The organism is Kitasatospora sp. SolWspMP-SS2h, assembly GCF_003259315.1.
Classification (GTDB): domain Bacteria; phylum Actinomycetota; class Actinomycetes; order Streptomycetales; family Streptomycetaceae; genus Kitasatospora; species Kitasatospora fiedleri.
The window spans coordinates 31,736-45,622 of record NZ_QLLT01000041.1; the positions used below are offsets into that span (position 1 = coordinate 31,736).

The 13,887-nt window shown below is 74.3% G+C and carries 13 protein-coding genes; 8 read left to right on the plus strand and 5 right to left on the minus strand.

Going from position 1 to position 13,887, the window contains the following annotated elements; all coding sequences use genetic code 11:
* Positions 1-19: 19 nt before the first annotated feature.
* The 3 genes from K353_RS31715 (at position 20) to K353_RS31720 (ending at position 1,073) form a co-directional block, all read left to right on the plus strand.
* Entirely contained in the window at positions 20-220 is a 201-nt protein-coding gene (locus K353_RS31715) for an acyl-CoA carboxylase subunit epsilon (protein WP_100837966.1), read from the plus strand.
* 75 nt (positions 221-295) lie between these two features.
* On the plus strand, positions 296-421 hold the full coding sequence (mmpB, locus tag K353_RS36685; RefSeq protein ID WP_255410785.1) for a morphogenic membrane protein MmpB: 126 nt from the start codon (positions 296-298) through the stop codon (positions 419-421).
* 40 nt (positions 422-461) lie between these two features.
* Positions 462-1,073 carry a nucleoside triphosphate pyrophosphatase gene (locus tag K353_RS31720; protein WP_111556940.1) on the plus strand — a complete coding sequence of 204 codons (612 nt, stop codon included), beginning with the start codon at positions 462-464 and terminating at the stop codon, positions 1,071-1,073.
* 31 nt (positions 1,074-1,104) lie between these two features.
* Here the strand turns inward: K353_RS31720 and K353_RS31725 are convergent, their stop codons facing one another.
* Complete coding sequence (locus K353_RS31725) at positions 1,105-1,884, minus strand: S9 family peptidase (RefSeq protein WP_111556941.1); 780 nt, start codon at positions 1,882-1,884, stop codon at positions 1,105-1,107.
* Positions 1,885-2,130: 246 nt separating this feature from the next.
* Here K353_RS31725 and K353_RS31730 point away from each other — a divergent pair, with 246 nt between their 5' ends.
* A complete protein-coding gene (locus K353_RS31730; RefSeq protein ID WP_100837963.1) occupies positions 2,131-2,883 on the plus strand; it encodes a hypothetical protein in 753 nt (250 codons plus the stop codon).
* A gap of 219 nt (positions 2,884-3,102) precedes the next feature.
* Positions 3,103-4,878, plus strand: coding sequence for a biotin carboxylase N-terminal domain-containing protein (locus tag K353_RS31735; protein ID WP_111556942.1), 1,776 nt, complete (start codon positions 3,103-3,105; stop codon positions 4,876-4,878).
* 139 nt (positions 4,879-5,017) lie between these two features.
* Here K353_RS31735 and K353_RS31740 read toward each other — a convergent pair whose 3' ends face one another.
* From K353_RS31740 to K353_RS31750, 3 genes are all read right to left on the minus strand, one after another.
* Positions 5,018-6,370 carry a condensation domain-containing protein gene (locus tag K353_RS31740; protein ID WP_111556943.1) on the minus strand — a complete coding sequence of 451 codons (1,353 nt, stop codon included), beginning with the start codon at positions 6,368-6,370 and terminating at the stop codon, positions 5,018-5,020.
* Between the two features lie 177 nt (positions 6,371-6,547).
* Complete coding sequence (locus K353_RS31745; protein WP_233533958.1) at positions 6,548-7,483, minus strand: DeoR/GlpR family DNA-binding transcription regulator; 936 nt, start codon at positions 7,481-7,483, stop codon at positions 6,548-6,550.
* 213 nt (positions 7,484-7,696) lie between these two features.
* On the minus strand, positions 7,697-9,151 hold the full coding sequence (locus K353_RS31750; protein ID WP_111556945.1) for an NAD(P)H-quinone dehydrogenase: 1,455 nt from the start codon (positions 9,149-9,151) through the stop codon (positions 7,697-7,699).
* Between the two features lie 325 nt (positions 9,152-9,476).
* Here K353_RS31750 and K353_RS31755 point away from each other — a divergent pair, with 325 nt between their 5' ends.
* From K353_RS31755 to K353_RS31765, 3 genes are all read left to right on the plus strand, one after another.
* Complete coding sequence (locus K353_RS31755; RefSeq protein WP_014136114.1) at positions 9,477-9,914, plus strand: gamma-glutamylcyclotransferase; 438 nt, start codon at positions 9,477-9,479, stop codon at positions 9,912-9,914.
* Between the two features lie 284 nt (positions 9,915-10,198).
* Entirely contained in the window at positions 10,199-11,029 is an 831-nt protein-coding gene (locus tag K353_RS31760; RefSeq protein WP_111556946.1) for a purine-nucleoside phosphorylase, read from the plus strand.
* 236 nt (positions 11,030-11,265) lie between these two features.
* The gene (locus tag K353_RS31765; RefSeq protein WP_111556947.1) at positions 11,266-12,963 is read left to right on the plus strand and encodes a phospho-sugar mutase; all 1,698 of its coding nucleotides are present in this window, start codon (positions 11,266-11,268) and stop codon (positions 12,961-12,963) included.
* A gap of 624 nt (positions 12,964-13,587) precedes the next feature.
* Here the strand turns inward: K353_RS31765 and K353_RS31770 are convergent.
* Positions 13,588-13,887: transposase (locus tag K353_RS31770; RefSeq protein WP_146616634.1), on the minus strand; the 300-nt coding region annotated here is incomplete at its 5' end.

The window sequence follows — 13,887 nt, forward strand, 5'->3', positions numbered from 1 at the left end:
CCGAAGGGAAACCCGCGCGATGAGCCCCATTCAGGTGCTGCACGGCCAGCCGACCCCCGAGGAGCTGGCCACCGTCCTGGCGGTGGTCCAATCCCGGGCCGCGACCGGGGCCGCCGCCGCCCCGGCCGCCGGCCCGGCCACCGCCTGGACCACCCGCACCCCCCGCCCGCTGCCCGCCCCGGGCCCGCACGCCTGGCGCACCAGCCTCTGGCCCCGGTGAGCCGGGGCGCCGGGCGCGGCGGAGTGAGTACGGATACTCAGGCGCCGCGCCCGGCGCGCGTTGCAGGGTGGTGGGGTGCTCTGGTCAGACCCCCGCGACGAGCCGTCGCAAGAGGCCCGCGAGGTGCTGTGCCGGCTGCGGCGGACGGCGCTGGTGCTCGCGCTGCTGGCGCTCGCGGGGGCGGCCCTGGTGCTGCTGTAGGCGGGCCGGCGCGGTGGCGGGGCGGTACTAGGCTGGGGCCATGACCGCTCGCCGCCCGCTGGTTCTCGCGTCCGCCTCCCCCGCCCGGCTGGGCCTGCTGCGGCAGGCGGGCCTCGACCCTCTGGTGCGGGTGAGCGGGGTGGACGAGGACGCGCTGAGCGCCGCGACGCCGGGCGAGCTGGCGCTGGTGCTGGCGGTGGCCAAGGCGGAGAAGGTCGCGGGCGAGCTGGCCGCCGAGCCGGGCGAGCCGCCGCTGGTGGTCGGGTGCGACTCGGTGCTGGAGCTGGACGGCGCCGCGCTGGGCAAGCCGGCCGACCCGGCGGAGGTGCTGGCGCGCTGGCGGTCGATGCGCGGGCGCGCGGGCGTGCTGCGCACCGGCCACTGCGTGATCGACACCGCGACCGGGCGGCGGGCGGCCGAGACCGCCTCCACCACCGTCCGGTTCGGGACGCCGGACGACGCGGAGGTCGCCGCGTACGTCGCCTCCGGCGAACCTCTGCACGTGGCCGGGGCGTTCACCCTGGACGGCCGGTCGGCACCGTTCGTGGAGGGGATCGACGGCGACCCCGGCAACGTGATCGGCCTGTCGCTGCCGCTGCTGCGCCGCCTGCTCGCCGAGCTGGACGTGCGCATCACCGACCTCTGGGCCTGAGCGGCCGCCGCCCCGCCGGACCGCCGGACCGTCAACCCGTCGCGGGGGCGTGCCGGCCCAGGTAGGCGAGCACGTCGGGCAGCGCGCCGTCCTGGAGCAGCAGGGCGCCGTGGCGGGAGCCCGGGTAGAGCTTGAGCTGCTTGTCCTCCCCGGCGGAGGCGTCGTAGAGGGCCTGCGCGCTGGTGTTGAACGGGGAGTCGCCCTGTTCGGCGGCGAAGTAGGTCGGGGCCTTGACCGCCTTGACCGCGAGCGCCGCGTTGAACAGCGGGTACACCTCGGGCGAGCTGAGCGAGACCACGGCCCTCACCGGCAGCGGGTTGTCGTCGAGCCGGGCGGCGACCAGCGAGGCGGCGGCGCCCTTAGAGGCGCCGACCAGGGCGACCGCGCCGACGCCCTTGTCCCGGTAGTACCGTTCGGCGGCCTTGATGCCCTCGGTGACGTCACCCGTGCAGGTGAAGGCGAAGACCGCGTAGCCGGCCCCGGTGAACGCGTCGAGGGCCGGCGCCCACTCGCAGAGCGAGCCGTCGGCCTGGTGCGAGAAGACCACGCCGACCCGGGCGTGTCCGGCGTCGGAGTCCCGGTAGTAGGCGTCCAGGTCGGTGCCGCCGGCGGTGCCGGCGTCGAGGGTGAGGGCGCCCTTCTCGGCCTGGTCGCGGGTGAGGCAGCCGTAGGTGCGGGCGGTGGCGCCGGGCGCCGGGGCGGCCTTCCCGCCTCCGTTCCCGCCCCCGCCCCCGTCGCCGTCGGAGCCGGAGCAGGCGGTGAGCAGCAGCGCGGTCGCGGCCAGCGCGGCGGACAGCATGGGACGCTTCACGTTTCCCCCGTGAATCGTGCGAGTGGTGCGTGGTCGCTGCGACGGTAGGGAGCGGCCCGATCCGGGTCAATGGTCTGAACCATTCCGTTATCCCCGGGGCGGAAGCGGAGCGCTCCGGTCCGCTTGCCGGGTGCGGAATCGGACAGAACCGGGCCCGTACATCTGTTGCAGAGTTCCACCCCCTCCCCCGCCGAGCGCCGTTAGGCTGACGCAGCCGGACCGGAAAGGGGCGACGAGGAGCGGAAGATGACCGATGGGATGCTCAACGTCGTTCTGGGACTGGTCGCTTCGGCGATCAGTGCCGGGCTGGGCTGGCTGGCCCAGTCGCTGCGCCGGCGGCGCCGGCTGGAACGGCAGCGAGCGTTCTTCGGCCTGCCGGCCGGCGGCGAGGCGCTGCTGGTGGTCAACCGCCAGGCGTCGGCGCCGGACCCGATGAGCGTGGCGCGCGACGACGCGTACGCCCTGATGGAGCTGGCCGCGCTGGTGCGCGAGTGCGGGGCCCGCGCCACCCTGGCCGGGCACGACGAGGTCCGGCAGGGGCTGGGCGACAAGGCCGAGTTCTGCGTGGGCGGGCCGGCCGGCAACCGGCGGACCGCGGCCCACCTGGCGTCCTGGCTGCCGGGCGTGTCGTTCGCCGAACCGCCCGCCGGGGCCGGGCACCCGGTGCACACCCTGCGGGTCGGCCCGCGGGAGTTCCGGTTCCTGACCTCCACCGAGCAGCCCGGCCAGCGGGCGTACGCGCTGCTGGCCCGGGTGCACCTGCGCGAGGGCGGCCGGCCGGTGTTCGTGATAGCCGGGCAGACCGCCGTCTCCAACCGGGCCGCGGTCCGCTACCTGGCCGCACACCACCGCGCGCTGGCCCGCGAGCACGGCCGGGACGGCGCGTTCGCGGTGGTGCTCCGGGTGGTGAACGCCCGGGCCTACGGTCCGGACGTGGTGGAATTCGAGGCGGACGTGACGGGCGCGGCGGCCACCCGCCCGGAACCGGCGGCGGCCTGAGCCGAGCCCCGGTGTGGCGAAGACCACCCCGGCCCGCCGGGTGCCCCGGCCCTCCGGCGCACCACCGCCCCGGGCCCGCTGCCTGCGGCGCGCCGCCAACGGCCGCCGCCCGCACGGGAGTACGGCAACCGAGCGTGTGAGCACGCTCACCACCAGGGACTACTCGCCGGTAGCGCCCTCCAATCCATAGACTCGACGAGGTTCGAGAAGGGAGCCACAGTGCGCAAGGTGCTCATCGCCAACCGCGGAGAAATTGCCGTCCGCGTCGCCCGGGCCTGCCGGGACGCGGGTATCGCCAGCGTCGCCGTGTACGCGGAGCCTGACCGGGACGCGCTGCACGTCCGGGCCGCCGACGAGGCGTACGCGCTGGGCGGCGACACCCCCGCCACCAGCTACCTCGACATCGCCAAGGTGCTCAAGGCCGCCGCCGACTCGGGCGCGGACGCGATCCACCCCGGCTACGGCTTCCTGTCGGAGAACGCCGAGTTCGCGCAGGCCGTCCTCGACGCCGGCCTGACCTGGATCGGCCCGCCGCCGCAGGCCATCCGCGACCTGGGCGACAAGGTCACCGCCCGGCACGTCGCCCAGCGCGCCGGCGCCCCGCTGGTGGCCGGCACCGCCGACCCGGTCTCCGGCGCCGACGAGGTCGTCGCGTTCGCCACCGAGCACGGCCTGCCGGTCGCCATCAAGGCGGCGTTCGGCGGCGGCGGCCGCGGCCTGAAGGTCGCCCGCACGCTGGAGGAGATCCCCGAGCTGTACGACTCGGCGGTCCGCGAGGCGGTCGCCGCGTTCGGCCGCGGCGAGTGCTTCGTCGAGCAGTACCTCGACAAGCCGCGGCACGTCGAGACCCAGTGCCTGGCCGACCGGCACGGCAACGTCGTGGTGGTCTCCACCCGCGACTGCTCGCTCCAGCGCCGGCACCAGAAGCTGGTCGAGGAGGCCCCCGCGCCGTTCCTCACCCCCGAGCAGAACGCCGAGCTGTACCGCGCCTCCAAGGCGATCCTGCGCGAGGCGGGCTACGTCGGCGCCGGCACCTGCGAGTTCCTGGTCTCCCAGGACGGCCTGATCTCCTTCCTGGAGGTCAACACCCGCCTCCAGGTCGAGCACCCGGTCTCCGAGGAGGTCACCGGCCTCGACCTGGTCCGCGAGATGTTCCGGATCGCCGACGGCGAGGAGCTCGGCTACGACGACCCCGAGGTCCGCGGCCACTCCTTCGAGTTCCGGATCAACGGCGAGGACCCGGGCCGCGGCTTCCTGCCCGCCCCCGGCACCGTCACGCTGTTCTCCCCGCCGTCCGGCCCGGGCGTCCGGCTCGACGCCGGCGTCGAGTCCGGCTCGGTGATCGGCCCCGCCTGGGACTCCCTGCTGGCCAAGCTGATCGTCTCGGGCGCCGACCGCAAGCAGGCCCTCCAGCGCGCCAAGCGCGCCCTGGAGGAGTTCAAGGTCGAGGGCATGGCCACCGCCATCCCGTTCCACCAGGTCGTGGTGAGCGACCCGGCGTTCGCCCCCGAGGTGCACGGCTCGGACGGCCCGTTCACGGTCTTCACCCGGTGGATCGAGACCGAGTTCGACAACACCATCGCGCCGTTCGTCGGCGCGGGCCCCGACGGCGAGGAGCCCGAGGGCCGCGAGACCGTGGTGGTCGAGGTCGGCGGCAAGCGGATCGAGGTCTCGCTGCCGTCCTCGCTCGGCGTCGCCGCGGCCCCGGCCGCCGGTGCGGGCGCGGCCAAGGCCAAGCGCCGGGTCGGCGCCAAGAAGGCCGCCGCGGCGGTCTCCGGCGACACCCTGGCCTCGCCGATGCAGGGCACCATCGTCAAGGTCGCCGTCGAGGAGGGCCAGGTGGTCGCCGCGGGCGAGCTGATCGTGGTCCTGGAGGCCATGAAGATGGAGCAGCCGCTGAACGCCCACAAGGCGGGCACGATCGTCGGCCTCAAGGCCGAGGTCGGCGGCTCGGTCTCCAGCGGCGCGGCGCTCTGCGAGATCAAGGACGTCTGACCCGCCGACGGCACCCTTCGAGGGGGCGGGAGTCCTGGGACTCCCGCCCCCTCCGGGCCGTCCGGCCGCTTCCGCCCGGGCCGTCCGGTCCCGCCGGGCTGTCCGGCCCCTTCCGCCCGGGCCGTCCGCTTCCGCCGGGCTATCCGGCCGCGTCGAGCACCAGTTCCTCGACGCCGCACAGGAAGCCCGCCATCTGCGCGCGGCTCAGCAGCGCGCCGTCCGCCACCATCCGCAGCTCGACCGCGCCGGGCACCGCCACCACGTCCACCGCGACGGACACCCCCGGGCGGGCCGGGAACTCCTCCGGGAAGCTCAACTCCCGCTCCCCCGCACCCCCCTGGCCCGGCGCGTCGGCCATCAGCGCGGCCAGCGGGTCCCGGGTGTCGTTCCAGAACACCGAGTGGTCGGCCAACTCGACGCCCGCCGCCCGCAGTCCGTCCAGGTCGGCGTCCAACCGCGGCTTGTCGTAGCCGGAGTGCCGGTAGGCGGTGAGCGCCGGGCCGTGGGCGCGGCGGACCGTCTCGGCGAAGTCCGCGGCGATCTCCGGCAGGTGGAACAGGCCCTCCTGGGCGAGCGTGGTGACGGCCTCGGCGGCCTGCTCGGTGAACCGGTTGCCGACCACCACCTGGCACAGGAACTCGCGCTGCCCGCCCAGCCGCCCCAGCTCGGTCGCGGCGGCGGCCAGCAGCACCGTGGCGTCGCCGGTGCGCAGCCGGGCGGCGGCCTCCGGGAGGGCGGCGGCCAGCGCCGGGGAGCGCAGCACCGCGCACGGGAAGGTCCGCTCCGGGTCGGGCGCGGCGGCCGGGCGGGGCAGCAGGGCGCGCGGGCCGGCGGTCAGCTTCTCCCGCCAGTGCCGGCGGGCGGCGGCGTCCCGGCGGCGGCCCCGCACGGTGGCCTGCTCGGCGGCCTCCTCCAGCGGCTGGGCGAACTCCCGCTCGGCGCGCAGGTCCCGGGCGCTGCGCCCGGCGGCCAGCAGCATCAGGTCGCGGACGCCGCGGCGCATCCCCCAGCCGTCCGAGGCGGTGTGCGAGAGCACCAGGACGGTCTGCCGGACCAGGCCGTCGACCAGCACCAGGCCGATCCGCGCCGGCCACTCGCGGGCCGGGTCGAAGGGCCGCCGGGCGTACTCGGCGAGCAGTTCCCCGGCCGCGTCGGCGGCCCGCTCGGGCGTGTCCCGGTGCAGCAGCGCCACCGGGAGGGTGCCGTCGGCGTCCACCAGCTGGACCAGGTCGCCGTCCTCCTCGACCAGCCGGGTGCGCAACGCGTCGTGCAGGTGCAGCAGTTCGGTGTAGGCGCGGAGCACGCCGGCCGGCTCCGCGCCGGGCTCGACGGGGGCGGCCAGCCGCAGGTTGTAGCGGGGCGCGTCGGTGCCGAGCCGGACCAGGGCGGAGTGGATGGCGCGCTGTCCCCAGGTCGCGGGGCCGCGTCCGCCGCGCGCCTCACGCACCGTCAGTTCTGTTGTGCGGTCGAGTGTTTCGCTCGCTGCGTCCATGGGCGCAGACGCTACAAGCGGGTCGGCCGCGGCGGCCAGGGATCGGCCGCGGGCGGGCCGGAACCGGTCAGTGCGGCCGTCCGGTGGTGGGGGCTACCGGTGCTCCGCCCCGACGGCGGCGCGGCCGGGCGGCGGGGCCGGGCGGCAGGGCCGGGCGGCGGGGCCGGTGCGCCCCGCTCAGCGGATCCGTTCGGCCAGCCGGGCGGTGGGCGGCAGGGCGCCGCCGTGCGGTGCTCCGCCGTGCGGCGCTCCCCCGTGCGGGGCGGGGCGGCGCTGGCCGGGCAGCGGGCTGCCGGGGGCCAGGCCGGGCTGCGGCGGGACCGGGCGGCGGGCGGGCTGCTGGTGCCCGGCGGTCTCGGCGGCCAGGCCGAGCGAGGCCACCGAGACCTGCACCCCGCAGTCGGCGAGCGCGTGCTGCTCGCGGGAGGTGAGGTCCTCCAGCAGGGTGCGCTCGTCGGTGACCAACCGGGTGATCGCCTCGGTGGCGACGGTCTGGAACATGCTGTCCGCGCCGAGCTTGGTGTGGTCGGCCAGCACGATCACCTCGTTGGCGGCCTGCACCAGCGCCCGGTCCACCGAGGCGGAGAGCATGTTGGCGGTGGACAGGCCGCGTTCGGCGGTCAGGCCGCTGCCGGAGATGAAGGCCTTGGTGACCCGCAGCCCGGCCAGCGACTGCTCGGCGCCGCTGCCCACCAGGGCGTAGTTGGAGCCGCGCAGGGTGCCGCCGGTCATCACCACCTCCACCCGGTTGGCGTGCGCCAGCGCCTGGGCGACCAGCAGCGAGTTGGTGACCACCGTCAGGCCGGGCACCCGGGCCAGCCGGCGGGCCAGCTCCTGGGTGGTCGTCCCGGCGCCGACCACGATGGCGTCGCCCTCCTCGACCAGGTCCGCGGCGAGGTCGGCGATGGCGCTCTTCTCGGCGGTGGCGAGGTGGGTCTTCTGCGGGTAGCCCGGGTCCCGGCTGAACCCGCCGGGCAGCACCGCGCCGCCGTGTCGGCGGTCGAGCAGCCCTTCGGACTCCAGCGCCCGGACGTCCCGGCGCACGGTGACTTCGGAGGTCTGGACGACGCGGGCCAGCTCACGGAGCGACACGGCTCCGTTGGCGCGCACCATCTCTAGGATCAACTGGCGACGTTCTGCTGCAAACACAGGACCGACGGTAACCCGAGTGACCTTCTGCTTTCAGGCGTTTGCACCTGGTAACGGGATTTGCTCACCTCGGAACGGCGCACGACCGTACAATGCGCGCTCCTCCGCCCGGGTGAGCCGGGCGGTGCGCGCCCGGCTCGTTCCCGTACGTCCCGCGCGCCCCCGGGCCGCGGTCCGCTAGGAGCCCGCGCCCTCGCGCTTGCGGATGTGCAGCTGGCGGGCCGCCTCGGCGGTCGAACCGGACAGCGACGGGTAGACCGTGAAGGCGCTCGCGACCTGCTCCACCGTCAGGTTGTTGTCCACCGCCAGCGAGATCGAGTGGATCAGCTCGGAGGCGCGCGGGGCGACCACCACGCCGCCGACCACGATGCCGGTGCCGGGGCGGGCGAACAGCTTCACCAAGCCGTCCCGGATGCCCTGCATCTTGGCCCGCGGGTTGCCGCGCAGCGGGAGCTTGACCTCGACGGCGTCCATCTTCCCGCAGGACACGTCGGCGTGGGTGTAGCCGACGGTGGCGATCTCCGGGTCGGTGAACACGTTGGAGGCGACGGTCTTCAGGTTCAGCGGCTGCACCGCGTCGCCGAGCGCGTGGTACATCGCGATCCGGCCCTGCATGGCGGCCACCGAGGCCAGCATGAAGACGCCCGTGCAGTCGCCGGCCGCGTACACGCCGGGGGCGGAGGTGCGGGAGACCCGGTCCACCTTGATCTGGCCCCAGTCGTTGACCGCGACGCCGGCCTCCTCCAGGCCCAGGTCCGCGGTGTTGGGGATCGAGCCGACCGCCATCAGGCAGTGCGTGCCGGTGATCACCTTGCCGTCGGCGAGGGTCACCTCGACCCGGTCGCCCACTCGCTTGGCGCTCTCCGCCCGGGAGCGGCTCATCACGTTCATCCCGCGGCGGCGGAACACGTCCTCCAGCACCTCGGCCGCGTCCGGATCCTCGCCCGGGAGCACCCGGTCGCGCGAGGAGACCAGCGTGACGTTCGAGCCGAGCGCCTGGTACGCGCCGGCGAACTCGGCGCCGGTGACGCCGGAACCGACCACGATCAGCTCGCGCGGCAGCTCCTCCAGGTCGTACACCTGCGTCCAGGCCAGGATCCGCTCGCCGTCCGGCTGCGCGTCGGGCAGCTCGCGCGGGCGGACGCCGGTGGCGATCAGCACCGCGTCGGCGCGCACCGACTCGGTCCCGCCGTCGGCCAGTTCGACCAGCACCTCGCGGGAGCCGTCGATCGCCTGGCCGCCGCCGCCCAGCCGGCCGCGACCGCGCAGCACGGTGACCCCGGCCCGGGTGACCGCCTGGGTGATGTCGTGCGACTGGGCGATCGCCAGCCGCTTGACGCGCCGGTTGACCTTGCCGAGGTCGACGCCGACCACCCGGGCCGGGTCGGCCGGGTCCGCCGTGCCGTCCGCGACCAGGATGCCCAGTTCCTCGTAGGAGCTGTCGAAGCTGGTCATCACCTCGGCGGTGGCGATCAGCGTCTTGGACGGCACGCAGTCCGTCAGCACCGCCGATCCGCCCAGACCGTCGCGGTCGACGACGGTCACCTCCGCGCCGAGCTGGGCGGCCACGAGGGCCGCCTCGTATCCGCCTGGTCCGCCACCGATGATCACGATCCGAGTCACGTGCCCCATTCTCCCGCATGCCGGAACCGATTCCACGCCGGGGCCGTTGTTGTTCCCCTCTCACTCGCCTCCCGGCCGCCTTCCGGCCGCCTCCCGCCCTCCCGCCCGCCCCCTCCGCCTCTCGTCCCCCACGCGCCCCGCGCCCGCTCCCCGCCCGCTCCCCGAGGTCAGCCGGTCCACCCGCCGCCACCGGCGGTCGCCGCACCGGGACGCTCCCGTCCGACGCACGCCCCGCCCCCGGCCCGGCGGGTCCGCCCGCGGGGGCCTCCCTCCACCGCGGGCCCGCCCCCGGCGCGCAGCCCGGCGGGCCGTCCGGCTCCCGTAGGCTGGCGCCATGTCGCTCTACGCCGCCTACGCCACCAACCTCGACGCCCGGCAGATGTCCCGCCGCGCCCCGCACTCCCCGCTGCGCGGCACCGGCTGGCTGCCCGGCTGGCGGCTGACCTTCGGCGGTGAACAGCTCGGCTGGGAGGGCTCGCTGGCCACCGTGGTGGAGGACGAGAAGGAGCAGGTCTTCGTCTCGCTCTACGACGTCGCCCCGATGGACGAGGAGGGCCTGGACCGCTGGGAGGGCGTGCAGCTCGGCATCTACCGCAAGGTGAAGCTGCGGGCCCAGACCCTGGACGGCGAGGTCGCGGTCTGGACGTACGTGCTCAACGACTACGAGGGCGGACTGCCGGCCGCCCGCTACCTGGGCCTGATCGCGGACGCGGCGGAGAGCGCCGGCGCCCCCGACGACTACGTCCTGGACCTGCGCCGCCGGCCCTGCTGAGGCCGCCGGCCTTCCCGCACCGCCGCTTTTCCCGTTCCCGCCCTCCCCTTGCCCCGCGCTTTCCCCCGCCCGCCCCGCGCTTTCTCCCGCCCGTCCCGCGCTTTCTCCCGCTTTCTCCCGGGCGCTTTCCCTCCCCGGCTCCGCACTTTCCTCCGTGCTTTCCTCCCGGCCGACGCCCCCGGCCGGGGAGGAATCCTGTCGTTCCACGCAATCCGGGTAACGATCCGGCATGCCCTGGGCGTGCTGTCTACGCGCGTAGGCAGATGTGACCTATCCTCGACCGTGTGAACGCATCTCCTCAGACGGTCGTCTCCGCCGACCCCTACGCCGCTGCCCGGGCCGCCGCCGACCGGCTGCGCGAACTCACCGGCGCCGAGCGCCACGACGTCGCCCTGGTGATGGGCTCCGGCTGGGTGCCGGCCGCCGACGCCCTGGGCGAGACACTCGCGGAATTCCCGGTCACCGACCTGCCCGGCTTCCCCGCCCCCGCGGTGGCCGGCCACGCCGGCACCATCCGCTCGGTGCGGATTCCCGGCGGCGGCGAGCGCCGCGCACTGGTCTTCCTCGGCCGCAACCACTACTACGAGGGCCACGGCGTGGCCACCGTGGTGCACGGCGTGCGCACCGCCGCCGCGGCCGGCTGCCGCACCGTCGTGCTCACCAACGGCTGCGGCGGCCTGCGCCAGGGCTGGGTCCCCGGGCAGCCCGTGCTGATCAGCGACCACATCAACCTGACCGCGGACTCCCCGATCGTCGGCGCCAACTTCGTCGACCTCACCGACCTGTACTCCAAGCGCCTGCGCGCCCTGTGCCGCGAGGTCGACCCGACCCTCGACGAGGCCGTGTACGTGCAGTTCCGCGGCCCGCACTACGAGACCCCGGCCGAGGTCAACATGGCCCGGGTGATCGGCGGCGAACTGGTCGGCATGTCCACCACCCTGGAGGCCATCGCCGCCCGCGAGGCCGGCGCCGAGGTGCTCGGCATCTCGCTGGTCACCAACCTGGCCGCGGGCATCACCGGCGAACCCCTCAACCACGCCGAGGTGCTGGAGGCCGGCCGGGCCTCCGCCGAGCGGATGGGCACCCTGCTGGCGAAGGTCCTGGAGCGGATCTGACACCCCGGCGGGAGCCCGACTCCCGCCCCGCACGGCAGTTCTGACGGAGAATCGGGAACCGTGACGGCGAGCAGCACACGACGGCGGACCGGCCCCGACCCCACGGGACCGGTCCGCCGTCGCGACTACGACGCCCGCCGCCCACCCCCGTCCCCTCTCCTCTCCTCCCTGCTTCTCTCCTCCTGACACCTCTCCTCCTCACACCCCTCGTCCTCCACACCCAGGGAGCGGGCCGCATGCCGAAGGCACCCACCACCGACCTCTTCGACCGGGCCCGCGCCTGGCTGGCCGAGGACCCCGACCCGCAGACCCGCGCGGAGCTGACCGCGCTGCTGGCCGCCGCCGAGGGGCCGGAGGCCGAGTCCGAGGAACGGATCGCCTGGTCCCGGCTGGCCGAACGCTTCGCCGGACGGCTCCAGTTCGGCACCGCCGGGCTGCGCGGTGAGCTGGGCGCCGGGCCGATGCGGATGAACCGCGCCGTGGTGATCCGGGCCGCCGCCGGCCTGGCCGCGTACGTCCGGAAGAACCCGGCGCTCGGCGACCTGGTGGTGATCGGCTACGACGCCCGCCACAAGTCGTACGACTTCGCGCTCGACACCGCCGCCGTGGTGGTGGGCGCCGGGCTGCGCGCCGCGCTGCTGCCCCGCGCGCTGCCGACGCCCGTCCTGGCGTTCGCGATCCGGCACCTGGGCGCGGCGGCCGGCGTGGTGGTCACCGCCAGCCACAACCCGCCGCAGGACAACGGCTACAAGGTGTACCTGGGCGACGGTTCGCAGATCGTCCCGCCCGCGGACGCCGAGATCGCCGCCGAGATCGACGCGCTGGGCGCGCTCGCCGACGTCCCGCGCGCCGAGTCCGGCTGGGAGGTGCTCGGCGACGACGTCCTCGCCGCCTACCTCGCCCGCGCCGCCGCCGTCCTCGACCCGGCCGGGCCGCGCGACCTGGCCACCGTCTACACCCCGCTGCACGGCGTGGGCCGCGACGTGCTGCTCGCCGCGTTCGCCACCGCCGGGTTCCCGGCGCCGGTCCTGGTCGCCGAACAGGCCGAGCCGGACCCGGACTTCCCCACCGTCGCGTTCCCCAACCCGGAGGAGCCCGGCGCGATGGACCTCGCCTTCGCCACCGCCCGCGCGGCCCGCCCGGACCTGGTCATCGCCAACGACCCGGACGCCGACCGCTGCGCCGTCGCGGTCCCCACCGCCGACGGCGACTGGCGGATGCTGCGCGGCGACGAGGTCGGCGCCCTGCTCGGCGCGGCCCTCGCCGCCAAGACCACCGACGGCGTGTTCGCCACCACCATCGTCTCCTCCACCCTGCTCGGCAGGATCGCCGCCGCGGCCGGGCTGGGCTACGCCGAGACGCTCACCGGCTTCAAGTGGATCGCCCGCGCCGAGGACATCCGCTACGGCTACGAGGAGGCCCTCGGCTACTGCGTCGACCCGGACGGCGTCCGCGACAAGGACGGCATCACCGCCGCCCTCCAGATCGCCGAACTCGCCGCCGGACTCAAGCGCGACGGCCGCACCCTCACCGACCTCCTCGACGACCTCGCCCTCACCCACGGCCTGCACGCCACCGACCAGCTCTCCGTCCGGGTCGACGACCTCAGCGTCATCACCGACGCGATGTCCACCCTCCGCGACAAGCCCCCCGTCGAACTGGCGGGCCTGACCGTCACCCGCGCCGACGACCTCACCACCGGCACCCCCGACCTCCCCCCGACCGACGGCCTCCGCTACCACCTCGACGGCCCCGCCGTCACCTCGGCCCGCATCGTGGTCCGCCCCTCCGGCACCGAGCCCAAGCTCAAGTGCTACCTCGAAGCCGTCCTCCCCGTCCCCACCCCGGCCGACCTCCCGGCCGCCCGCCTCCGCGCCCAGGCCCTCCTTGACGCCCTCAAGCACGACTTCGCGACGGCGGCGGACCTCGCCTGACAAAGCAGTTTCACGGACTAGGTCGGCCCCACCGCAGAGACACCGGCCCCTCGAAGAACGGGGCCCCGTCGAATTAATTCAACGGGGCCCTTTCATGCAAATCATAGGCGGCCTGCATCACCAATATCCTCGTTGAAACCGCCCTTCATTCTCAGAGTGCCGTCGAAGGTCAGCCACGCCTCGATCAGGGCCTCAGCAGGGCCACCCGGAATTTGCAACACTCCTAACCCGGCTGATCGCGCCCGGAGGAATGAAACCCGCCAAGAGAACTTCACGCGAAAACCTAGTTCTATTAATTGCAGTAAATTCTCTAATGTTATGCAGCGCACGCCCCGCATCATCGGAGATGTCGACGATTTGACTAGTGCCAAGCTTGCTCAAGTCGATCGCCACGACCCTCCGGCCCAACCATCGAGATTCGAGTGCTACCTCCAAGCCGCGGATTGCCAATATGAATTTCGACTTCAATTTCTGCTTACTTTCATGAATTACATTCCCGGCCGGTGTGCATGTAACATATGGATCCTTTGCAACAGGCCTCCAGGATGGGCCCTCATCCGATCGGAGATTCCGAGCTGCTGTTCGCCGATCAGACCGGCATCCGCTAGGGCCCGTCTTCAAAGATCAAATCCAGAGCAGGATTGAGGCGATGGTGACGGTGGCCTGGTAGGACTCGATGGTCTTGTCGTAGCGGGTGGCCAGGCCGCGCCACTGCTTGAGCCGGTTGAAGCAGCGTTCGACGACGTTGCGCAGGCGGTAGGCCGCCCGGTCGAACACGGGCGGGCGTCCGCCGCTCCGGCCCCGGTTCAGTCGGCCCAGGGCCTGGTCGGCGCGTTCGGGGATGGTGTGGCGGATGCCGCGCCTGCGCAGGTAGGCGCGGATCTTCCGGGAGCTGTAGCCCTTGTCGGCGATGACGTGGTCGGG

Excerpts from the sequence above, each read along its gene's own strand:
- K353_RS31765 (WP_111556947.1), top strand. The coding sequence starts at position 11,266 with ATGCCGAAGGCACCCACCACCGACCTCTTCGACCGGGCCCGCGCCTGG.
- K353_RS31740 (WP_111556943.1), bottom strand. The coding sequence starts at position 6,370 with ATGGACGCAGCGAGCGAAACACTCGACCGCACAACAGAACTGACGGTG.
- K353_RS31715 (WP_100837966.1), top strand. The coding sequence starts at position 20 with ATGAGCCCCATTCAGGTGCTGCACGGCCAGCCGACCCCCGAGGAGCTG.
- K353_RS31720 (WP_111556940.1), top strand. The coding sequence starts at position 462 with ATGACCGCTCGCCGCCCGCTGGTTCTCGCGTCCGCCTCCCCCGCCCGG.
- K353_RS31750 (WP_111556945.1), bottom strand. The coding sequence starts at position 9,151 with ATGGGGCACGTGACTCGGATCGTGATCATCGGTGGCGGACCAGGCGGA.
- K353_RS31755 (WP_014136114.1), top strand. The coding sequence starts at position 9,477 with ATGTCGCTCTACGCCGCCTACGCCACCAACCTCGACGCCCGGCAGATG.
- K353_RS31745 (WP_233533958.1), bottom strand. The coding sequence starts at position 7,483 with ATGGTGCGCGCCAACGGAGCCGTGTCGCTCCGTGAGCTGGCCCGCGTC.
- K353_RS31730 (WP_100837963.1), top strand. The coding sequence starts at position 2,131 with ATGACCGATGGGATGCTCAACGTCGTTCTGGGACTGGTCGCTTCGGCG.